The 22,424-nt window shown below is 37.6% G+C and carries 20 protein-coding genes; 18 read left to right on the top strand and 2 right to left on the bottom strand.

Annotated elements, in window-relative coordinates; genetic code table 11:
• Positions 1–145 precede the first annotated feature (145 nt).
• From ystJ to A2U94_RS04585, 6 genes are all read left to right on the top strand, one after another.
• Positions 146–1,375, top strand: coding sequence for an NADP-dependent malic enzyme (gene ystJ / locus A2U94_RS04560; protein ID WP_025907270.1), 1,230 nt, complete (start codon positions 146–148; stop codon positions 1,373–1,375).
• A 63-nt stretch (positions 1,376–1,438) separates the two neighbouring features.
• Positions 1,439–2,053: a FadR/GntR family transcriptional regulator gene (locus A2U94_RS04565; protein ID WP_025907268.1), complete on the top strand. Its 615-nt coding sequence runs from the start codon at positions 1,439–1,441 to the stop codon at positions 2,051–2,053.
• A gap of 252 nt (positions 2,054–2,305) precedes the next feature.
• On the top strand, positions 2,306–3,193 hold the full coding sequence (gene accD / locus A2U94_RS04570; protein ID WP_025907266.1) for an acetyl-CoA carboxylase, carboxyltransferase subunit beta: 888 nt from the start codon (positions 2,306–2,308) through the stop codon (positions 3,191–3,193).
• Positions 3,187–4,164 carry an acetyl-CoA carboxylase carboxyl transferase subunit alpha gene (gene accA / locus A2U94_RS04575; protein WP_025907263.1) on the top strand — a complete coding sequence of 326 codons (978 nt, stop codon included), beginning with the start codon at positions 3,187–3,189 and terminating at the stop codon, positions 4,162–4,164. The genes accD and accA overlap by 7 nt, the downstream gene beginning before the upstream one ends.
• A gap of 529 nt (positions 4,165–4,693) precedes the next feature.
• Positions 4,694–6,454, top strand: a complete 1,761-nt coding sequence (gene pyk, locus A2U94_RS04580) for a pyruvate kinase (protein ID WP_025907261.1) — start codon at positions 4,694–4,696, stop codon at positions 6,452–6,454.
• Positions 6,455–6,525: 71 nt separating this feature from the next.
• The gene (locus A2U94_RS04585; protein ID WP_025907259.1) at positions 6,526–6,915 is read left to right on the top strand and encodes an FxsA family protein; all 390 of its coding nucleotides are present in this window, start codon (positions 6,526–6,528) and stop codon (positions 6,913–6,915) included.
• A gap of 73 nt (positions 6,916–6,988) precedes the next feature.
• Here the strand turns inward: A2U94_RS04585 and ytvI are convergent, their stop codons facing one another.
• Positions 6,989–8,098: a sporulation integral membrane protein YtvI gene (gene ytvI, locus A2U94_RS04590; RefSeq protein WP_025907257.1), complete on the bottom strand. Its 1,110-nt coding sequence runs from the start codon at positions 8,096–8,098 to the stop codon at positions 6,989–6,991.
• 138 nt (positions 8,099–8,236) lie between these two features.
• Here ytvI and A2U94_RS04595 point away from each other — a divergent pair, with 138 nt between their 5' ends.
• The 12 genes from A2U94_RS04595 (at position 8,237) to A2U94_RS04650 (ending at position 22,173) form a co-directional block, all read left to right on the top strand.
• Positions 8,237–8,695, top strand: coding sequence for a DUF441 domain-containing protein (locus tag A2U94_RS04595; protein ID WP_025907255.1), 459 nt, complete (start codon positions 8,237–8,239; stop codon positions 8,693–8,695).
• Between the two features lie 364 nt (positions 8,696–9,059).
• A complete protein-coding gene (gene citZ, locus A2U94_RS04600; protein WP_025907253.1) occupies positions 9,060–10,178 on the top strand; it encodes a citrate synthase in 1,119 nt (372 codons plus the stop codon).
• Positions 10,179–10,269: 91 nt separating this feature from the next.
• Complete coding sequence (icd, locus tag A2U94_RS04605) at positions 10,270–11,556, top strand: NADP-dependent isocitrate dehydrogenase (RefSeq protein WP_025907251.1); 1,287 nt, start codon at positions 10,270–10,272, stop codon at positions 11,554–11,556.
• Positions 11,557–11,587: 31 nt separating this feature from the next.
• Positions 11,588–12,526, top strand: a complete 939-nt coding sequence (gene mdh, locus A2U94_RS04610; RefSeq protein ID WP_025907249.1) for a malate dehydrogenase — start codon at positions 11,588–11,590, stop codon at positions 12,524–12,526.
• A 179-nt stretch (positions 12,527–12,705) separates the two neighbouring features.
• Entirely contained in the window at positions 12,706–13,182 is a 477-nt protein-coding gene (locus tag A2U94_RS04615) for a MaoC/PaaZ C-terminal domain-containing protein (protein WP_025907247.1), read from the top strand.
• Between the two features lie 171 nt (positions 13,183–13,353).
• Entirely contained in the window at positions 13,354–14,070 is a 717-nt protein-coding gene (locus tag A2U94_RS04620) for a response regulator transcription factor (RefSeq protein ID WP_025907245.1), read from the top strand.
• On the top strand, positions 14,063–15,832 hold the full coding sequence (gene pnpS / locus A2U94_RS04625) for a two-component system histidine kinase PnpS (protein ID WP_061784960.1): 1,770 nt from the start codon (positions 14,063–14,065) through the stop codon (positions 15,830–15,832). Before A2U94_RS04620 ends, pnpS begins: the two co-directional genes overlap by 8 nt.
• 352 nt (positions 15,833–16,184) lie before the next feature.
• Positions 16,185–18,809: a DNA polymerase I gene (gene polA, locus A2U94_RS04630; RefSeq protein WP_025907241.1), complete on the top strand. Its 2,625-nt coding sequence runs from the start codon at positions 16,185–16,187 to the stop codon at positions 18,807–18,809.
• Positions 18,810–18,842: 33 nt separating this feature from the next.
• Positions 18,843–19,676 carry a DNA-formamidopyrimidine glycosylase gene (gene mutM, locus A2U94_RS04635; RefSeq protein ID WP_025907239.1) on the top strand — a complete coding sequence of 278 codons (834 nt, stop codon included), beginning with the start codon at positions 18,843–18,845 and terminating at the stop codon, positions 19,674–19,676.
• Between the two features lie 61 nt (positions 19,677–19,737).
• Positions 19,738–20,370, top strand: coding sequence for a sporulation membrane protein YtaF (gene ytaF, locus A2U94_RS04640; protein WP_025907237.1), 633 nt, complete (start codon positions 19,738–19,740; stop codon positions 20,368–20,370).
• Positions 20,371–20,390: 20 nt separating this feature from the next.
• On the top strand, positions 20,391–20,987 hold the full coding sequence (coaE, locus tag A2U94_RS04645; RefSeq protein ID WP_025907234.1) for a dephospho-CoA kinase: 597 nt from the start codon (positions 20,391–20,393) through the stop codon (positions 20,985–20,987).
• A 154-nt stretch (positions 20,988–21,141) separates the two neighbouring features.
• Positions 21,142–22,173 carry a glyceraldehyde-3-phosphate dehydrogenase gene (locus A2U94_RS04650; RefSeq protein WP_025907232.1) on the top strand — a complete coding sequence of 344 codons (1,032 nt, stop codon included), beginning with the start codon at positions 21,142–21,144 and terminating at the stop codon, positions 22,171–22,173.
• A gap of 99 nt (positions 22,174–22,272) precedes the next feature.
• Here the strand turns inward: A2U94_RS04650 and A2U94_RS20540 are convergent.
• A partial coding sequence (locus A2U94_RS20540) for a transposase (RefSeq protein ID WP_156482218.1) occupies positions 22,273–22,424 on the bottom strand: 152 nt, incomplete at its 5' end.

Below are 22,424 nucleotides of genomic sequence, written 5' to 3' on the forward strand. Positions count from 1 at the left end.
AGAAGTTAAAAAAAAAAAGTGGTCTGACCACTGTTACTTAATTTTACATTTACTCAGATGCAATGAAAATGAGCGCTTATTGCTTAACTGCATCGTTTCTAATTAATAGCTATATGTATACTTATATCGAATGAGGAGTGAGCTCATGTCTTTACGTGAAGAAGCACTGCATATGCACCGTATTAATAAAGGGAAGTTAGAATCTAAGTCAAAAATCCCTGTTCGAAATGCTCAGGATTTAAGCCTAGCTTATTCACCGGGGGTAGCTGAGCCTTGTAAAGAAATTTACGATGATGTGAATAATGTGTATGAGTATACAATGAAAGGAAATATGGTTGCAGTGGTATCTGATGGAACTGCGGTTTTAGGGTTAGGAAATATCGGTCCAGAAGCAGCTTTACCTGTAATGGAAGGTAAAGCAGTATTATTTAAAAGCTTTGCCGGAGTAGATGCGTTTCCTATCTGTTTAAAGACCACAGATATTGACCAAATCGTAGAGACAGTAAAGCTATTAGAACCAACATTCGGTGGAGTAAACCTAGAGGATATTGCGGCACCAAATTGTTTTGAAATTGAGGAACGCTTAAAGAAAGAAACCAATATTCCTATTTTTCATGATGATCAGCACGGAACTGCAATTGTAACGGTAGCTGGCTTGGTAAATGCATTAAAACTAGCAAATAAAAAAATGTCAGAAGTGAAGGTAGTAGTCAACGGTGCTGGAGCCGCAGGGATTGCCATCATTAAATTATTGCATCGCTATGGCGTGCGCGACATTATTATGTGTGACTCAAAAGGTCCAGTTTATGAAGGTAGATCGTTTGGGATGAATCAGGTAAAAGACGAGGTAGCTGCTTATACCAATCGTCAAAAAGTAACTGGGACCTTAGAAGATGCGCTTTCTGGAGCGGATGTTTTTATTGGTGTATCTGTCGAAGGGGCTCTGACAAAAGAGATGATTCAAAAGATGAATGAGGATCCAATTGTTTTTGCAATGGCTAATCCAATGCCTGAAATTATGCCCGACGAAGCAAAGAGTGCGGGTGTAAGGGTAATTGGGACAGGGAGATCGGATTTTCCTAACCAAGTGAATAACGTGCTGGCGTTTCCTGGTATATTCCGTGGTGCCCTAGATGTACGGGCTACTCATATCAATGAACAGATGAAAATTGCTGCGGTAGAAGCAATTGCAAGCCTTATTTCATCAGACGATTTACATGAAGATTATGTTATTCCCGCACCATTCGATACTAGAGTTGCACCAGCAGTAGCAGCTGCTGTGGCGAAAGCAGCGATGGAAACAGGTGTTGCGAGGTTACAGGTTGATCCAAATGAAATTGCATTAAAAACGCAGCGTTTGGCTATCATTGAATAAAGTGATACAGCGAAAAATTCTGTTTGGATACTAAGTGGATAAGGTGAGTGAAAAAATAGGTTGATGAATGAACGGTCAAAAGTTTATGTAGAAATCTTAAAGCAAATTCGGCAATTGATGCAGTCTAATCAGCTGCAAACAGGAGATAAAATTCCGTCAGAGCGAGAGTTGGCAGAGCGACTAAATGCGGGTCGCTCTTCTGTGCGTGAAGCGCTTCGAGCATTGGAGTTGCTAGGCCTTATTGAAACACGGCGGGGGGAAGGCACGTTTATTAAAGAAGTAGGCGATCATCAGCTTATCGAGATTTTAGCAACGTTTCTCTTGCATGATAGCAAACCAAAAGAAGACTTAATTGAAACGAAATATATGTTAGAAAGAGCATGCTTAGAATCTATACTACAGAATAATGAAAGCCTTGTTGATCAGCTAGATCATCAAACCTTAACAATTAAACAGCTATTTGAGCAGTTATTTCGCCTTCAACATAATCGATTGTTACATCGCATTTGGCTAATTGTTAGTAACTTTTACTATACATTTCAACAGTCAACAATGACGCAAAATCAAGCCCAAATTGCGTTATTAATTCATGCTATTAAACAAGGAAACGAGCATGACGTTTTTGCGATTCATAAAGGATGGTATCATCCTTGTGATGCTTCACAAAATGTCGAATAGCACGTTGCATGTTTCTACACAAAATGTACAACTTTTCTTGTAAAGTAAATATCAATTAGTACACAAAATGAAGGAATTATGAGTGGATTCATACTTCATGGTCTCATGGTCTGTTTGCACCGATTGTGTAACCTATTTTGAAATAATAGGTGATAGACGCTCTATTGGTTTCAGACTGATGCTTATTGCATGATAAGCAAAGGATACGAAGACAGGTTCTTTTAGATAAAAGGATCAAAAGGAGGTTACACTTTGTTAAGAGATTTATTTACTAAAAATACAAAAAATGCAAAGAATACAAAGAAGAAAAAGTATGCTTCAGTTCCATCAGAACACCTAAAACAAGATGTACCGGAAGGAATTATGACGAAGTGTAAAAAATGTAAAAAAATTATGTACACCAAAGAGCTTAATAAAAATCTAAAAGTGTGCTTAAACTGCGGACATCATCACCAAATGACTGCTAAAGAAAGAATTAGTAGCTTAATTGATGAAGGTACGTTTATTGAATATGATCGTACAATGCGCTCTCAAAACCCTTTAGAATTTCCCGATTATGTTGAAAAGTTGGAGAAAGACCGTGAAAAAACGGGCCTTAGTGAAGCTATTGTAACGGGTGAAGGAGACATTGATGGTTTAAAAGTAGTCGTTGCCGTTATGGATTCACATTTTAGAATGGGAAGCATGGGCTCTGTTGTAGGTGAAAAAATTACAAGAGCTATCGAAAAAGCAAAGGATTTAGGCGTACCGTTTCTTATTTTTACAGCATCAGGTGGAGCTAGGATGCAAGAAGGTATCTTAAGTTTAATGCAAATGGCTAAGACAAGCTCAGCGTTAAAAATGTATAGTGATAAAGGTGGACTCATTATTTCCATCATGACGCACCCTACAACGGGAGGCGTATCCGCTAGTTTTGCTTCGTTAGGAGATTATAATCTAGCAGAGCCGGGTGCTTTAATTGGTTTTGCAGGTCGAAGAATTATTGAGCAAACTATTCGAGAAGAGCTACCGGAGGATTTCCAAACTGCAGAATTTTTATTAAAGCACGGTCAATTAGATGCGGTTGTGGCGCGTCACAATTTAAAAGAAACGCTCACGAATATTTTAGACATTCATGTAGGAGGTGACGTACAGTGGTAAGTGAATTAGAATTCGAACGTCCAATCGTGGAATTGCGTAATAAAATTGCAGAGTTAAAGGAATTTGCAACAAACACCGATGTTGATTTATCAACAGAGATTGAAAAGCTAGAAAAGCGCTTGGAAAAAGTAGAAAAAGATATTTATAACCACTTAAGCCCATGGAATCGTGTGCAGATTGCGCGTCATCCTGAACGACCAACTACGCTAGACTATATTTCAAGGCTGTTTACTAATTTTTTAGAGTGTCATGGTGACCGTTATTATGGTGATGATGAAGCCATCGTAGGAGGAATTGCTAAGTTCCAAGGTGTACCTGTCACGGTTATTGGTCATCAGCGTGGTAAAGATACGAAAGAGAATATTCGTCGCAATTTTGGAATGCCACATCCTGAGGGATATCGTAAAGCATTACGTTTAATGAAGCAGGCTGAAAAGTTTAACAGACCAATTATTTGCTTTATTGATACAAAAGGCGCTTACCCAGGAAAAGCAGCGGAAGAAAGAGGACAAAGTGAAGCCATCGCAAAAAACCTTTTTGAAATGGCTGGCTTAACTGTACCTATCGTTTGTATTGTTATTGGAGAAGGAGGAAGTGGAGGAGCATTAGGACTTGGTGTAGGGAACCATCTTCATATGCTTGAAAACTCCACGTACTCTGTTATCTCTCCAGAAGGTGCTGCTGCCTTACTGTGGAAAGATGCAACGCTTGCTAAGCAAGCAGCAGAAACAATGAAAATTACGGCACCAGATTTAAAAGAACTAGGCATTGTGGATGAGGTTGTGGAAGAAGTCAAAGGTGGAGCTCATCGTAATATTGATGAACAAGCAGCTTATATGGAAGTAGCGATTCGTAGCTCTTTACAAGAATTAACAAAATTAACAAAAGAGCAATTAGTTGAAGAACGCTATGAAAAATACAAAAAAATCGGACAGTTTTCAGCTGAAACCGATGCCATCGGTGTGAAATAAACAACGAAGCATCCTCTACTTAGATAGGGGGTGCATTTTCTCGTTTCTACAATAGCGCTTCTCTATTGTGTTTCATAGTTCTTCATGGTATTTTATAGACAGCAAAACCCTATAGGATTCTTAAGAAGAAGCCTGCATTTTCCTCTAATGGATTTAAAATACATTGTTGTAGGAAAAGCAACCCGCTTCTTTTATTGTAATGTCTAAAACCAATTTTTATAGGCATGCTTGTCAGATAGACGGGAATAGTAAAATCATTAGATAAACCAAGTGAATTGTAGTAAAAAAACAACTAGTTAAGGGTAAAATTATGCTATGAGTGTACAATACATCATGTGTTGTGATAGTCTATTTACTGCTTACATAATAGTTCTTTCTTTGGTTTAAAGAGAGCATATCATCGCCTGACTAAGCTACATATTGCTGTTAACATGTAAAGTAAAAGGTGATTAGTCCAGTAACTTTGAGTGCTAGGTTTGTACAATTACTTGAGAAGTTTGGTTATACCACTATATAGGAGGAAGATAGAATGCGTAAAACAAAAATTGTAGGTACTATTGGTCCAGCAAGTGAAAGTGTAGAAAAGTTAGTTGAACTATTTAACTCTGGTTTAAATGTTTGTCGTTTAAACTTTTCACACGGTGATTTCGAAGAGCATGGTGCACGTATTGTTAACATTCGTGAAGCTGCTAAAAAAACAGGGAAAACAATCGGAATTTTACTTGATACAAAAGGTCCGGAAATTCGTACAAATACAATGGAGAACGGTGCAATTGATTTAGAAGAAGGTTCTGAAATCATCGTTTCTATGCAAGAAGTAGTAGGAACAACTGAAAAGTTCTCAATTACATACCCTGGTCTAGTAGAAGATGTACACCCAGGTTCTAAAATCCTGTTAGACGATGGTTTAATTGGACTGGAAGTATTAGAAGTTAATAAAGCTGCTGGTGAAATCAAAACAAAAGTACTAAACCCAGGTACTTTGAAAAATAAAAAAGGTGTTAACGTACCAAACGTAAGTGTAAACTTACCAGGTATTACAGAAAAAGATGCAAACGACATCGTGTTTGGAATCGAGCAGGGTATTGATTTCATCGCTGCATCTTTCGTTCGCCGTGCGTCTGACGTATTAGAAATTCGTGAACTATTAGAAAAGAATAATGCTCCACACATTCAAATCATTTCAAAAATTGAAAACCAAGAAGGTGTCGATAATATCGATGAAATTCTTGAAGTGTCTGATGGCTTAATGGTTGCTCGTGGTGACTTAGGAGTAGAAATTCCTGCTGAAGAAGTACCGTTAGTACAAAAAGATTTAATTAGAAAATGTAACGAGCTTGGTAAACCTGTTATCACAGCAACACAAATGCTGGATTCTATGCAACGTAACCCACGCCCAACTCGCGCAGAGGCAAGTGACGTAGCGAACGCAATCTTTGATGGTACAGATGCAATTATGTTATCCGGTGAGACTGCTGCTGGTTCTTATCCAATCGAAGCTGTTCAAACAATGCATTCGATTGCATCACGTGCAGAACAAGCTCTAAACTATCGTGAAATCTTACAACAACGCAGCAAGCGAGTAGGTACATCTATTACAGATTCAATCGGTCAATCTGTAGGACATACGGCACTTAACTTAAATGCAAGTGCAATTGTTGCTCCAACTGAAAGTGGATATACGGCAAAAATCGTTTCAAAATACCGTCCACAATCTCCAATCGTAGCGGTAGCAGCAAATGATTCAGTAGCTCGTCGTTTAGCGTTAGTATGGGGAGTAACACCAGTTGTAGGTGAGCGTTGCACAAATATTGATGACATGTTAGAGCATGCTGTAAACGACGCAGTAAAAACGGGCATTGTATCTCAAGGAGATCTAGTTATTATTACAGCAGGTGTACCTGTTGGAGAATCTGGTGCTACAAACCTAATGAAAGTACAAGTTGTAGGTGATGTATTAGCAAAGGGTCAAGGCATCGGTCGTAAATCAGCGGTTGGGCAAGTAGTTATTGCGAAAAGCGCAGCTGAAGCAAACGAAAAAATGACAGAAGGCGCAATTTTAGTTACAAATAGCACAGACCGCGACATGATTAGTGCAGTTGAAAAAGCAAGTGCATTAATTACAGAAGAAGGTGGCTTAACAAGCCATGCAGCTGTTGTAGGGCTAAACTTAAGCATTCCTGTCATTGTAGGCGTAGAAGGCGCAACAGTTACGTTTAAAGATGGACAAGACATTACAGTAGATTCAGCTCGTGGCGTTGTATACAATGGCCATGCAAGCATTCTGTAAGGTATAATTTAAAAAAAGAGAAGGTCTTTACCTTCTCTTTTTCTATAGTCAGATATTAAGGAGAGTTGACGGTGAAATTTCTCGTTCCAATTTTAATTATTATCCCTGCTATTGAAATCACATTATTGCTTACAGTAAGTTCGGAAATTGGTATTTTACCAACATTTTTCTTGATTTTAGCAACGGGAATATTAGGAGCTTATTTAGCAAAGAAGCAAGGTATGAAGACTTTACACAAAGCACGACAGCAAATGAATTCTGGCCAAGTTCCCGGTGAAGCAATTGTAGATGGGCTCTGTATCTTAATCGGTGGTCTTTTACTATTGACCCCGGGCTTCTTTACCGATACAACGGGTTTTTTACTACTTATTCCTGCAACAAGAAAGTTTATCAAACCAACTGTTATGAAGTTATTCCAGCGACTGTTTCAAAATCGCGGAAGGTTTACGATTATTCGCTAAGAATGAAAATCAGGGTACCAACTAAAAAAAGAGTGTGCTATCAATGAGAAAAACTCTCTCATGAAGCACACTTTTATTTTGCAATAATAAAATTTTTAATATCTGTAAATACACCAGCTGAGTGTAGCGTACGAATGATAACCAATAAAATGGGCCCAACAATTAATCCGAGAAAACCAATTAATTTAAAGCCGACAAACAAAGCAATCAAAGTAGCTAAAGGATCTAATCCAATACTCGATGATAGGATTTTAGGTTCCATAATTTGGCGTTGTACGATAACCACTAAGTATAAAACAGATAAACCAACGGCAAAGGAGATATTTCCAGTTGTAAACGTATAAATAATCCAAGGCACGAAGATGAGTCCGGTTCCTAAATAAGGTAGTAAGTCTACAAAGCCGATAAGTAAAGCGATAGTAATTGAATAATCAACTCGTAAAATGAGTAGACCAGTAAGAACAATGATCGTTGTGATGGAAATAAGCGTAAGTTGAGCTTGAATAAATCCAAAAAGTGCTTTTTTTAGCTCTCCGATTACAGCTTCACTACTCTGTTTCACCTTTGGTGGTAAAAAGCTTTTGCTAAATGCAAGGAAACGATTCCAGTCCTTGCTGATAAAGAAGGTAGCAAGTAAGGAAAAAATAACAACAGTTGCGATGTTAGGGAGCCATCCGAGAAAAGTTGGGATCGCTTGTAAAAGTCGCTGTAAAAAGTCTCCGACAGTTGTTGTAATACTACTGCCAACGTTTTGAATATTTGTTAAAATAGTTTCCTGTTGGTTATGGTTTAAGCTGTTAAACATTGAAGCAATTTGGTTATAAAGAGGAATCAGTTTGCTGGCAATAAAGTTTTCGATGTATACGATGACGGCTTCAAAATTAGTTGGAACGACTTTTGCTAGATAGGTTGTACCGGCTATTATTTCAGTCACTAATAGCGTAATCGAGCCTGCTAGAATGGAAAAAATAAGCATGATGGAAATAAGAACAGCAATGTAGCGTTTACACTTTAACGTACGCTCAAAAAAGTTTACGATTGGATTCATGAAGAGTGCAATAATAAAGGCAATGATGAATGGATAAAGCAGCGTTGAAAGGTAATAAATGACTATAAGTGTGGCGCTTAAACCAGTCAATAAGATGACGATTCGTAAAAAACGAACCCAATAGATTTTAGGCAAGCAGCTAACAACCTCCTTTAAAAATAGTTTTGTTAGTATTTTACAACTTTTATGAAAGAGTGAAAAGAAAAAAGTGGGTTTTTCACTAGAAAATAAGATCCAAATAAGCATGAAAGTAATGAAAGGAAGGATGAACGAATGTTTTCACAACCAGTTATGTTTTTAGCTATTTTATTGGTTATAGGATTGATTGCAAAAAATCAGTCGTTAATTATCGCTGTAGGTTTTCTATTAGTTATTAAATTAATAGGTCTAGACAGTAAGGTATTTCCCTATCTACAGTCTAAAGGAATTAATCTAGGTGTGACCGTTATTACAGTTGCGGTATTAGTGCCGATTGCAACAGGTGATATTGGTTTTAAACAATTGGGAGAAGCTATTAAGTCGTCATATGCTTGGGTAGCATTAGCTGCAGGAATTTTAGTGGCAATTATTGCTAAATATGGACTGACTTTATTGTCGGAAGATCCCCATATTACAACGGCTCTTGTATTTGGTACAATCCTAGCTGTGACGCTATTTCAAGGGGTTGCTGTAGGTCCTCTGATTGGTGCAGGAATTGCCTATTTATTTATTAAAATTACAGAGTTATTTTAGTGGAAATTTTTTTATAATAACAATTTTTTTAAAATTTATTTACTCTTTTCATTCACAAAAGTCAGATAATTGTTTATAATATAGTTTGAAGCCGCATCTCATTACATACAATTGTATGATATAACGTATACGATCAAACAACTAAAAAGCATGCTAGATAGCATAAATTCTTTATGTTATTTAGCAATATGAAAATGTAAGCATTTTCTTTTTTGTCAGGGTCTTAAGAAAACCCTATGAGGAATGCTGTGCTTCTATAGAAATGTCTTATGTGATGTGGAATTGAGCCAACGCTCAATGTAATTTATTTTTGTATGTACAATAGGGTGTATGGGGAAATCTTTTCTGTAAAGGAGATGGGAATATGACTGCGACTCGAGGTTTAGAGGGAGTTGTTGCGACAACTTCAGCGGTAAGCTCCATTATTGACGACACGCTAACTTATCGTGGTTACAATATTGATGATTTAGCAGACTATGCTACATTTGAAGAAGTAGTTTATTTGCTTTGGCATGGAAAATTACCAAATAAAGAAGAATTATCTATTTTTTCTAGGTTACTAGCAGAGAATGCTAAATTACCTCATGAAGTATTAAATCATTTCAAAACATATCCAATTAAAGACGTTCATCCAATGGCAGCTTTAAGAACAGCTGTATCACTAATTGGCTTGTACGATCCAGAAGCAGACCTAATGGATGAAGAAGCTAATTATCGTAAGGCAGTTCGCCTACAAGCCAAATTACCGACAATTGTAACAGCCTTTTCACGCATTCGCAAAGGGATGGATCCAATTGAACCAAATGAAAACTATAGCATTGCAGCCAACTTCTTGTACATGTTAACGGGGAATGAACCGACTGACATCGAAGTTGAAGCATTTAATAAAGCACTTGTCTTACACGCTGACCATGAGCTAAATGCATCTACATTTACCGCTCGCGTCTGTGTGGCAACTCTCTCAGATATTTATTCTGGTATTACAGCAGCAATCGGAGCCTTAAAAGGACCTCTTCATGGTGGTGCAAATGAAGCCGTTATGAAAATGCTATCTGATATTGAAACGGTAGAAAATGCAGAGCCGTATATTCGTAGTAAGTTAGCAAATAAAGAGAAGATTATGGGCTTTGGTCACCGAGTGTATCAGCAAGGGGATCCACGTGCTAAACATTTGAGAGAGATGTCTGAGAAGCTTACAAAACAAGCTGGAGACTCTACTCTTTATGAAATGTCTGTAAAGATTGAAGAGATTGTTACAAGTGAGAAGAAGCTACCACCAAACGTAGACTTCTATTCCGCTTCTGTCTATCACAGTCTAGGAATTGATCATGATTTGTTTACACCAATCTTTGCTGTAAGCCGCGTATCAGGTTGGGTAGCACATATTTTAGAACAGTATTCAAACAATCGATTAATTCGTCCACGTGCCGATTATATCGGCGAAGGAAAGCAAGCGTATATTCCGATTGAGCAAAGAGATTAACTTTTATGTAAGAAAGTGCTCAGCGTAAGTTGAGCACTTTATAATAAGCTATTAATCTATTAAGCTTTAAAACTTCAAGGGGGTTATTTTTATGACAAACGGACAAAAAATTACGGTAACAAACGGAGTATTAAATGTACCTAACAATCCAGTAATTCCATATATCGAAGGAGACGGAATTGGTCCGGATATTTGGGCAGCAGCATCTCGTGTATTAGAAGCAGCTGTTGAAAAAGCATATGATGGCGAAAAAGAGATTGTTTGGAAAGAAGTATTAGCAGGGGAAAAAGCATTCAACGAAACTGGCGAGTGGCTACCAGCTGAAACATTAGATGTTATTCGTGAGTACATAATCGCGATTAAGGGACCATTAACAACGCCAGTAGGTGGAGGAATCCGTTCACTAAACGTTGCTTTACGTCAAGAGTTAGATTTGTTTACTTGCTTACGTCCAGTACGTTATTTCGAAGGTGTTCCATCACCAATTAAACGTCCAGAAGATACGGACATGGTTATCTTCCGTGAAAATACAGAGGATATCTATGCTGGTATCGAGTATGCAAAAGGTTCTGAAGAAGTTCAAAAGTTAATCAACTTCTTACAAACTGAAATGGGCGTTAATAAAATCCGTTTCCCTGAAACATCAGGTATTGGAATTAAGCCAGTATCATCTGAGGGTACAGAGCGCTTAGTTCGCGGAGCAATTAACTATGCAATCGAACACGGTCGTAAGTCTGTAACGCTTGTTCATAAAGGAAACATCATGAAGTTTACTGAAGGTGCCTTCAAAAACTGGGGTTATGAATTAGCTGAAAAAGAATTCGGCGATAAAGTATTTACTTGGGCTCAATATGACCGCATCGTTGAAAAAGAAGGAAAAGATGCTGCAAATAAAGCACAAGCAGAAGCGGAAGCAGCTGGCAAAATTATCGTAAAAGATTCAATTGCAGATATCTTCTTACAGCAAATCTTAACTCGTCCTCGTGAGTTTGACGTAGTTGCAACAATGAACTTAAATGGTGACTATATTTCTGATGCTTTAGCTGCGCAAGTAGGTGGAATTGGTATTGCACCGGGTGCTAACATTAACTATGAAACTGGACATGCAATCTTTGAAGCAACACATGGTACTGCTCCTAAATATGCAGGTCTAGACAAAGTAAACCCTTCATCTGTATTATTATCAGGTGTGTTAATGCTAGAACATTTAGGCTGGACTGAAGCAGCTGCGCTTGTAATGGAATCAATGGAAAAAACAATCGCTTCTCAAGTAGTAACATATGATTTTGCTCGCTTAATGGATGGAGCGAAAGAAGTAAAATGCTCTGAGTTTGCAGATGAGTTAATTAAAAACTTAGGAAATCAAGTAACAGTATAATAGTAAACGAGAACGATTTGGGGGAATTAACATGTCAAACAAACGAAAAAAAGTCTCAGTTATTGGTGCTGGCTTTACAGGTGCAACAACTGCGTTTTTGATCGGACAAAAAGAATTAGCTGACGTTGTATTGGTGGATATTCCACAGGCAGAAAACCCAGCTAAAGGTAAAGCGTTGGATATGTTAGAAGCAGGCCCAGTACAAGGTTTTGACGCTAATATTACAGGAACAGCTAACTATGAAGATACAGCTGACTCTGATGTCGTCATTATTACGGCTGGTATTGCACGTAAACCTGGTATGAGCCGTGACGATTTAGTTACGACAAACCAAAAGGTAATGAAGTCTGTAACGCAAGAAATTGTTAAATACTCACCAAATTGTTATATTATCGTGTTAACCAATCCAGTTGATGCGATGACGTATACAGTATTTAAAGAATCAGGATTTCCAAAAAATCGTGTAATTGGTCAGTCTGGTGTACTAGATTCGGCTCGTTTCCGTACATTTGTAGCACAGGAACTGAATGTATCAGTTAAGGACGTTACTGGCTTTGTACTAGGAGGACACGGTGACGATATGGTTCCTCTTGTGCGCTACTCATACGCAGGTGGAATTCCGCTTCAAACGTTAATTCCACAAGATCGCTTAAATGCTATCGTGGAGCGTACGCGTAAAGGTGGCGGCGAGATTGTAAACCTTTTAGGAAATGGTAGTGCTTATTATGCACCTGCTGCATCTCTCTTAGAAATGACAGAAGCTATCCTAAAAGATCAGCGTCGTATCTTACCTGCAATTGCGTACTTAGAAGGTGAATATGGCTACAGTGGTATTTACCTTGGTGTACCAACAGTTCTAGGTGCCAATGGTATTGAGCAAGTGATTGAATTAGAACTAACTGAACAAGAAAAAGCAGCTTTAGATCAATCTGCTGATTCAGTTAAAAATGTGATGAGCGTTCTTGTTTAAAAATAGATAAGCACTTGGTAAACGGTGTGGTAAAAAGCATCATTTATAAAAGAAAAACAGGAAAATTCGAGGGAAACCTCGAATTTTTTTGTTGTAGAAGTTTCACTGCTTTAGACAAGAACTGTTCGCATGATTAGCGATCGTTCATGAAAGCTACAAAGAGAAAGGATGAAGTAGCAATGGTGCTAGGGAAAAAACAAAAGATTGGAAGAACCATAAAACAAATCCAAGTTGGCGAAAAGCTTTCACTTACTGAACGCATAGAGGACAAGGATATTCTTCTATATCTAGGCTTAACAAATGACGCCAATCCCCTTTATATTCAGCATGATTATGCTGCGCAAACGACGTTTAAAAAGCCGATTGTTCCAGCAATTATGATCAATGGAATGATGACAGCGGCTATCTCCAAATATTTGCCGGGTCCAGGAAGTCATATTCTAAAGCAAACCGTTGCATTTCCTAAGCGTATTTACCATTACAGTACAGTCGAGTTTTTATTTGAAGTAGTTAATAAAAATATGGACGAAAAGACAATTACAATTGATGTACAGGCAACAGATGAGAATGAAGAGAGCGTTGTACAAGCTCAATTTATTGTATGTCCTCCTCAAGAACTATCGATTGCCGAAACACATGAGTTTGAGAACTTTTAATGCAGTGACAAACGGGCCTCCTTTTTAATTAGGGGGCTTGTTTATTGGCATAATATTATGAAATGCCTTTGAGAACTTTAAGGAATCAGTGTATGATAATGACATACATATAGACAAAATATTGGGTGAAGTGGCGTTTAAAATGAATTGATGGAGGCTTATGTTACGAACATGAATAAGAGATTATTAGTAGTAGACGATGAACAGTCAATCTCAACATTATTACAGTATAACCTGCAGCAAGCTGGTTTTGAGGTCAGCACGGCAATGGATGGAGAAGAAGGGTACAATAAAGCACTGGAAGAAAACCCAGATTTAATCGTGTTAGACTTAATGCTTCCCAAAATGGATGGAATTGAAGTGTGCAAAAAGCTTAGACAGCAGAAAGTTATGACGCCTATATTAATGTTAACGGCTAAGGATGATGAGTTTGATAAAGTGTTAGGTTTAGAACTTGGAGCAGATGACTATATGACAAAACCGTTTAGTCCACGAGAAGTTGTTGCTCGGGTAAAGGCCATACTTCGTCGTTCTCAAATTAGTAATCAAGCCAATCAGGAAGAAGAGGATGGAGAAAGAATCTTTATTGGAGATTTAAAAATTCTTCCCGAGCATTACGAAGCTTATTTTCAGCAAGAGCAGCTAGAATTAACGCCAAAAGAGTTTGAACTATTATTATATTTATCAAAACATAAAGGGCGAGTGCTGACGCGTGATCAGTTATTAAGTGCCGTTTGGAATTATGACTTTGCGGGTGATACAAGGATTGTAGATGTCCATATTAGTCATTTGCGTGAAAAGATTGAAAGCAATACAAGAAAACCAATTTATATTAAAACCATTCGTGGTTTAGGATATAAATTAGAGGAACCAAAGGTAGATGAATAAGTTCCGCTCGCGCTTACTTTTTGCACTGCTAACGTTAATTATTGTGGTACTGGTTTGTTTAGGCTTATTATTAGCTCAGCTTTTCAAAAATTTCTATTTTCAAACCTTTCAAGAACGGATGGAAAAAGAAGCTGAGCTTGTCGAACTTTTTATTGGGAAAGAAGGCCTGACAAATCCAACTCTTCAAGAAAATGTAGATTCGATTAGTGAGTCATTAAGTGTTCGAGCAACTATTATTAACAATGACGGTACAATTCTTGTAGATTCAAATGCAAGTAGTCACAATGGCTCTTTGGAAAACACTCGTATACTCCAAGAGGTAATAAAGAAGCAAAGCGTGAATCAGGAAGCATTCAGCCGCATCGAAGAAAATCATGACCTCTACTATTATGGTGTGCCACTTGTCATTGACGGTCAGAAAGAAGGGTTTGTTGTTTTAAGTACTTCTTTTGCGTCATTAAATCAAGTCAATCAACAAATATGGGGGCTGTTAATTGGAAGTCTTGGCGTTGCGTTAATCGTCATTTTATTACTAGGAATAAAGATTATGAATCGCTATACCAGACCAATTGAATCGGCTACTCAGGTAGCCATGGAGCTAGCAAAAGGCAATTATAAAGCTCGTACTTATGAAGATTATATGGATGAAACAGGAATGCTAAGTCAATCCATTAATGCATTAGCCCGTAATTTACAAGAGTTAATTCGTAGCCAAGAGATGCAACAAGATCGCCTGCGGACGCTCATTGAAAATATGGGTAGCGGGATGATTTTAATTGATAGTCGCGGCTATATTAACCTAGTAAATCGAGCTTATAAAGAACAATTTCAAATAAAGATGAATGATTTCTTATATCACCTATACTATGAAGTGTTTGAACATAAAGAAGTCGTTTCCCTAGTAGAAGAGATTTTTATGACAGAAGTGAAGGTTCGCAAACATGTTGTACTCTCTCGAAATATCGAACGTCGACATTATGATGTATACGGAGCGCCAATTATCGGATTAAATGATGAATGGAAGGGGATTGTTCTGGTTTTTCATGACATAACAGAACTTAAGAAACTAGAGCAGGTTCGCCGAGACTTTGTTGCTAACGTATCTCATGAGTTAAAGACACCCATCACATCAATTAAAGGCTTTAGTGAAACGCTTTTAGATGGTGCTATGGAGGAACCAGAGCTAAGAAAGCAGTTTCTATCGATTATCATGAATGAAAGTCAACGGATGGAAACGTTAATACAAGATTTGTTAGATTTATCAAAAGTGGAACAGCAAGGTTTTCAGCTAAACGTTCAAGCCATTAATATTAATACGCTTCTTTATGAAATCGTTATGGTTCTTTCTAATCGAGCAAAAGAGCGAGGAATTGATCTTCAAATTGAAACACTTGAAGAAGAATGTTTAATTGAAGCAGATATCCAGAGGTTAACCCAAATCTTTATGAACTTAATTAGCAACGCATTGAATTATACGATGCCAAGCGGTAAAGTTCATATTCGAATTGAAGAAAAATTAGACAAAGTCCTTGTTCATATCACCGATACAGGGATTGGCATCGCACAAGAAGAAATTCCTCGAATTTTTGAACGCTTTTATCGCGTAGATAAAGCAAGAAGTAGAAATTCCGGTGGTACAGGTCTTGGACTAGCAATTGTCAAACATCTTGTAGAAGCACATAAAGGGCATATTGACGTACAGAGTAAAGTGAATGAAGGGACAACTTTTTCTGTCACGTTAAATAAATACTTAGAAAACTAAGCAAATGTTTACGTTCCTTTTACAAAGCATTTAAGGAAGCTTAATATAAGCTTGTTATACTTTTCTATGGAAACCCCTTCATCCAAGGAGCCAATTTTGGAAGACGAGAGGAGTCTTCATACTCCTTTCGTCCATTTTTTTTATAACATAAGACAAAGGTATTATTCTATAAAGGATAATGCCTTTTTTGTTTATATCATTTATAATTAGGGCGCATTCTTAGTTCGAATTATGCATGAAACTAGTTTCTGGTAAAAAACTAACTGTAATTAGATAGATTAGTTTTTGTTGTTGAGAGGAAACTTTTGATAAAATAGAATAAACGTTCTTTTTTTGAAATGGAGGATTATTCATGTCCAAGAAATTAGTATTAATAGACGGCAATAGTATCGCATATCGTGCATTTTTTGCTCTGCCTTTACTGAATAACGATAAAGGTATACATACAAACGCAATTTACGGATTTACAACGATGTTAATGCGCATTTTAGAAGAAGAGAAACCAACACATCTTCTTGTAGCATTTGATGCTGGTAAAACAACTTTTCGTCATAAAACATTTACAGAGTATAAAGGTGGAAGGCAAAAAACGCCTCCTGAGCTATCAGAGCAATTTCCATTTATTCGAGACCTGCTAGATGCCTATGGAATAAAGCGCTATGAGCTAGAGAATTACGAAGCCGATGACATTATTGGTACATTAGCAAAGCAAGCTGAAAAAGAGAACTTTGAGGTGAAAGTAATTTCAGGTGACAAAGATTTACTTCAGCTTGTTTCAGAACACATAACAGTAGGTATCACGCGAAAAGGTATTACAGATGTTGATGCCTATACGCCAGCTTTAATCGATGAGAAGTATGGCATTAAAGCTATGCAAATTATTGATATGAAGGGACTTATGGGTGACTCTTCTGATAATATTCCAGGTGTTCCTGGAGTTGGAGAAAAGACGGCTCTGAAATTATTAAAAGAGTTTGGAACAGTTGAAAACGTCTTAGAATCAATCGATCAAGTGAGTGGTAAAAAATTAAAAGAAAAGCTATCAGATAACAAAGAGCAGGCACTCATGAGTAAAGAGCTTGCTACAATCGACACAAACGCACCTATTGAAGTGAGCTTGGAAGCTGTTGCGTATCAAGGTGAAAACAGTGAAAAGCTTGTAGCACTATTTAAAGAACTTGGCTTTAATTCTCTTTTAGATAAATTTGGTGGCGATTCAGAGGAAAGTAGCTCTTTTGAAGAGCTTGAATACAAGATAGTGAACAGTGTAGACAACGAGATATTAACAAACGATGCTGCGCTTGTTGTGGAAGGATATGAAGAAAACTATCACCATGATCAGCTGCTAGGTTTTGGTATTAGCAATGAAAATGGCCATTTTTTCATTGGAAAATCAGTAGCTTTAGGGTCCTCTGAATTTGTGAACTGGTTACAGGATCAATCAATGAAAAAGACTGTATTTGATGGAAAAAGAATGGTCGTTTCAATGCGATGGGAAGGCTATGAGATTAAAGGAATTGAACAGGACATTATGATTGCTTCTTACATCTTAAATCCTGCTGAAGCCAACGATGATCTAGCTACAATTGCTAAGCTAAAAGGATATACGCAAGTGAGCTCTGATGAAGTGGTATACGGAAAAGGGGCAAAAAAATCAGTACCTGAAGTAGGAGAATTAGCAGAACATGTTGCTAGAAAAGCAGCGGCTCTTCAATTTTTAAAAGAAAAGCTGCTAGCCGAGCTAAAAGAAAATGAGCAGTATGACTTATATGAACAGCTCGAAATGCCCCTGTCATTTGTATTAGCTGATATGGAATATCAAGGAGTGAAAATTGACCATAACCGCTTAGATGAATTAGGGAAAACCATTCATGAACGTCTGAAGGAATTAGAAGCTACTATTTATAGTTATGCTGGAGAAGAATTTAACATTAATTCAACGAAGCAGTTAGGCGTTATTTTGTTTGAAAAGCTTGAGCTCCCTGTTATCAAAAAGACAAAAACAGGCTATTCTACTTCCGCAGACGTGTTGGAGCAGTTAGCTGATAAGCATGACATTATCCAAGAAATTTTAGAATACCGTCAGCTTGGCAAGCTCCAGTCCACATATGTGGAAGGGCTAAAGAAAGTCATCCATTCCGATCAGAAAGTTCATACGCGTTTTAATCAAACTCTAACGCAAACAGGGCGCTTAAGCTCAGTTGATCCGAACCTGCAAAATATTCCAATACGCTTAGAAGAAGGGAAAAAAATACGTTCAGCTTTTGTCCCGTCAAAGAAAGGTTGGGTAATCTTTGCTGCTGACTATTCTCAAATCGAGCTACGCGTTTTAGCGCATATTGCAGCTGATGAAAAACTAATTGAGGCATTTACAGAAGATCTCGATATCCATACAAAAACGGCTATGGACGTGTTCCATGTAGCAAAAGAGGACGTGACGTCTAATATGAGGCGTCAAGCAAAAGCGGTTAACTTCGGAATTGTGTATGGTATTAGTGACTATGGGTTATCACAGAACCTCGGGATTACGCGAAAAGAAGCGGCAAAGTTCATTGAGCGCTACCTGGAAAGCTTTCCTGGTGTTCAAGAATATATGGCGGATATTGTACGTCAAGCAAAAGAAGCGGGATACGTAACAACTTTATTGCATCGTCGTCGCTATCTGCCAGAGATTACAAGTCGCAACTTTAATCTGAGAAGCTTTGCTGAGAGAACGGCTATGAACACACCTATTCAAGGAACAGCTGCTGATATTATCAAAAAAGCAATGATTGAAATGGCAAAGCGATTAAAAGAAGAGAAATTAGAAACAAAGCTTCTTCTTCAAGTACATGATGAGCTTATCTTTGAAGCGCCAAAACATGAAATTGAAATTCTTGAGCGTATTGTTCCAGAGGTGATGGAAAGTGCACTAAAATTAGATGTACCTTTAAAAGTAGATTACTCGTATGGTGCTACTTGGTTTGACGCTAAGTAAACAACAATGAATTAGCAAAGAGAGGTGGATAAGGTGCCCGAATTACCAGAAGTTGAAACGGTTCGCCGCACGCTCATTCATTTAGTAAAAGGAAAAACAATTGATGAAGTAAAAGTAACATGGCCAAATATCATTAAGCGACCAGTTGAAGTTGAACAGTTTTGTGATGCACTAAAGGGACAGACGATTCAAGATGTACACCGTCGAGGGAAATTTCTAAAAATCATTTTAGATAACTACGTATTAGTTTCTCACCTCCGAATGGAAGGTAAGTATGCTCTTGCTGAGAAGGATGAACCAATTGATAAGCATACACATGTTATTTTTCTGTTTAAGGATGGTACGCAGTTAAGGTATAAAGATGTACGAAAATTTGGGACCATGCATTTATTTCAACCAGGAGAAGAAGAGCTCTCACCACCTCTAAGTACACTGGGTCCGGAGCCTTTTGAAGAACTGTTTACAGCGGAAGTTCTAAAAAACCGAATCGGTCGAACGAGTCGAAAAATTAAGGCGGTTTTATTAGACCAACAAGTGGTCGTTGGGCTTGGGAATATCTATGTGGATGAAGCGCTTTTCCGAGCTCGTATACATCCTGAGCGTGTAGCAAGCCAGCTCACCGATGAGGAGTTGGACCGTTTGCATAAAGAAATCGTAGCAACTCTACAGGAAGCGGTTGAAAAAGGTGGAAGTACCATTCGATCCTACGTAAATACTCAAGGAGAGATGGGGATGTTTCAGCTTCAGCTTTATGTTTATGGTAAAAAAGACGAACCTTGTGTTGTATGTGGCACTCCGATTAAGAAATATGTAGTAGCGGGAAGAGGTACGCATATTTGTCCAAGTTGCCAGAAGCTTGAAGAATAATAACAATGGATGGGCTCCTTTCATATACTTTAGATAGATGAAATGGAAGGAGCTCTTTAAGATGATTTCACTTTCTTTAATACTAGTAGCTTTTGCAGTAAGCCTAGATAGCTTCAGCGTAGGATTAACATACGGATTGCGAAAACTTAAAATTCCGTTTAAATCAATTTTAATTATTGCTTGTTGTTCCGCGTTTACATTAACGCTTGCGATGTTTGTCGGCAAAATGATTACGCATTTATTTTCTCCGGCTGCGCTTGACACCATTGGTGGCATTATTTTTGTATTGTTGGGCATGTGGATTTTGTATCAATTTTTTCGTCCTGAAGAAGAGGAAACAGCAAAGCTGGAAGAAAAAATCATTTTTAAAGTAGAAATAAAATCCATTGGCTTGGTCATTAATATTTTGAAAAAGCCGACGACAGCAGATTTAGATAAATCAGGCTCTATTACGGGAGTTGAAGCGTTAATTTTAGGTATCGCGTTATCATTGGATGCATTTGGAGCTGGAATAGCAGCAGCTTTATTAGGTTATTCGCCAGTCATATTGGCCATCGCAGTAGCGGCAATGAGCTTTATTTTCCTTACATTAGGAATTCAAATTGGAAAATGGTTTTCTAAACTAGCTTGGATGAGGATGTTTTCATTTGTACCAGGTGTTGTATTGATTTTAATGGGAATATTGAGATTATAAGAAGTAAAAGGGAGAACATTATGACGATTGTTGTTGGTTTAACGGGTGGAATCGCTAGTGGAAAAAGTACGGTCTCAGCGATATTCCGTGAAATGAATATACCGGTAATCGATGCTGATCAGATTGCAAAAGAAGTCGTTCAGAACGGTAGAGTCGCTTATAGTAAGATTGTTGAGGCATTTGGAAAAGAGATTTTACAAGAAGATCTAGAAATTAATCGTGCTGCTCTTGGTCAGATTATCTTTCATAACGAACAGGAGCGTCAAAAGCTCAATTCAATTGTACACCCGGAAGTTCGAAGTGAAATGTTAAAGCAAAAAGAACAATTGATTGCTGAGCAATATCAGCTAGTTGTGTTGGATATTCCACTTTTGTTTGAAAGCAAATTAACGTATCTAGTAGACCAAGTTATTGTTGTCCATGTAAATGAACTTGTGCAGCTTGAGAGACTACAAAAAAGAAATAACCTCTCTAAAGAAGATGCATTAGCGAGAATTAAGTCTCAACTGCCTTTAACTGAAAAGGCAAAGATGGCAGATTTTATTATTGATAACAATGGAAGTATAGATGAAACAAAAGAGCAAGTTATAAAACTTGTATCAAAATTAACAAATTGAGTTGGAGAGAAGTCATTCTTTCCAGCTTTTTTTAATATATGTAGAATAAGACAACAAAATAATGTGCAATAATTCTTCATTTTAAAATTATTTATGTTATACTATTTTGTATAAAAAGTTAATTAGTATAACATATTTGTTAGGGGGAATAACCATGAAAGCACGAATTGCAATTAATGGTTTTGGGAGAATTGGAAGAATGGTTTTTCGAACAGCGATTGAAGAGGAAAAATTAGATATTGTTGCAATTAATGCAAGCTATCCTGCAGAAACTTTAGCGCATTTAATCAAATATGACTCCATTCATGGTCCATTTGCTGGAGAAGTTATCTGTGAAACAGATGCGTTGATTGTAAATGGTAAAAGAATTCAGCTACTTGACTCGCGAGATCCACTCTTATTACCATGGAAACAATTACAAATTGATTTAGTAATTGAAGCAACTGGAAAATTTAATTCTAGAGAAAAAGCGCAGTTACATATTGAGGCTGGTGCTCAAAAAGTTGTCTTAACGGCACCTGGTAAAGATGAAGATGTCACAATTGTAATGGGAGTAAATGAAAAGGTGCTGGATGTGCATAAGCATCACATTATCTCAAATGCATCTTGTACGACAAACTGCCTAGCGCCTGTTGTCAAGGTATTAGACGAGGCTTTTACTATTGAGAACGGTTTAATGACAACGGTTCACGCATATACGAACGACCAAAAAAATATTGATAACCCACATAAAGATTTACGACGCGCGCGCGCATGCGGTCAGTCCATTATTCCTACAACAACTGGGGCTGCCAAAGCATTATCACTTGTGCTTCCTCATCTCAGTGGGAAATTACATGGTATGGCGCTGCGAGTTCCAACGCCAAATGTATCGCTTGTAGACCTCGTTGTTGATGTTAGGAAAGCGGTAACAAAAGAAGCGGTGAATAAAGCGTTTATTCAATCCGCAGAAGGTCCACTACAAGGAATACTGGCATTTACAACAGAACCGTTAGTATCAATTGATTTCAATACAAACCCCAATTCAGCAATCATTGACGGCTTATCAACCATGGTCATGGATGAACATAAAATTAAAGTATTAGCGTGGTACGATAACGAATGGGGATACTCACAAAGAGTAGTCGATTTAGTAAAATATATTACAGCAGAGATGATTCAAAATTCAAAGCTAAAGGTTGGATAAATGAGGCTGGGACAAAAGGTCTCTATAATCGAAAAAAGGTGAAGTCGCCGGTGCGACTTCGCCTTTTTTCAATTATTTTAAAGATATAAAGGCAAGATCTCACCCCCTTGCCACATATTTTCGTATATTCACGGCCATTAGTGCGAGGCCGGTTTCGTTTTCGACTTTGGATTTCCCACGAACAGAAAATCGTGTGAAACCTAAATTAGCCTTCAAGAATCCAAAAACTGGCTCCACGTCCATTTTACGTT

The organism is Bacillus sp. VT 712 (assembly GCF_001614195.1).
GTDB lineage: Bacteria > Bacillota > Bacilli > Bacillales > Bacillaceae_H > Priestia > Priestia flexa.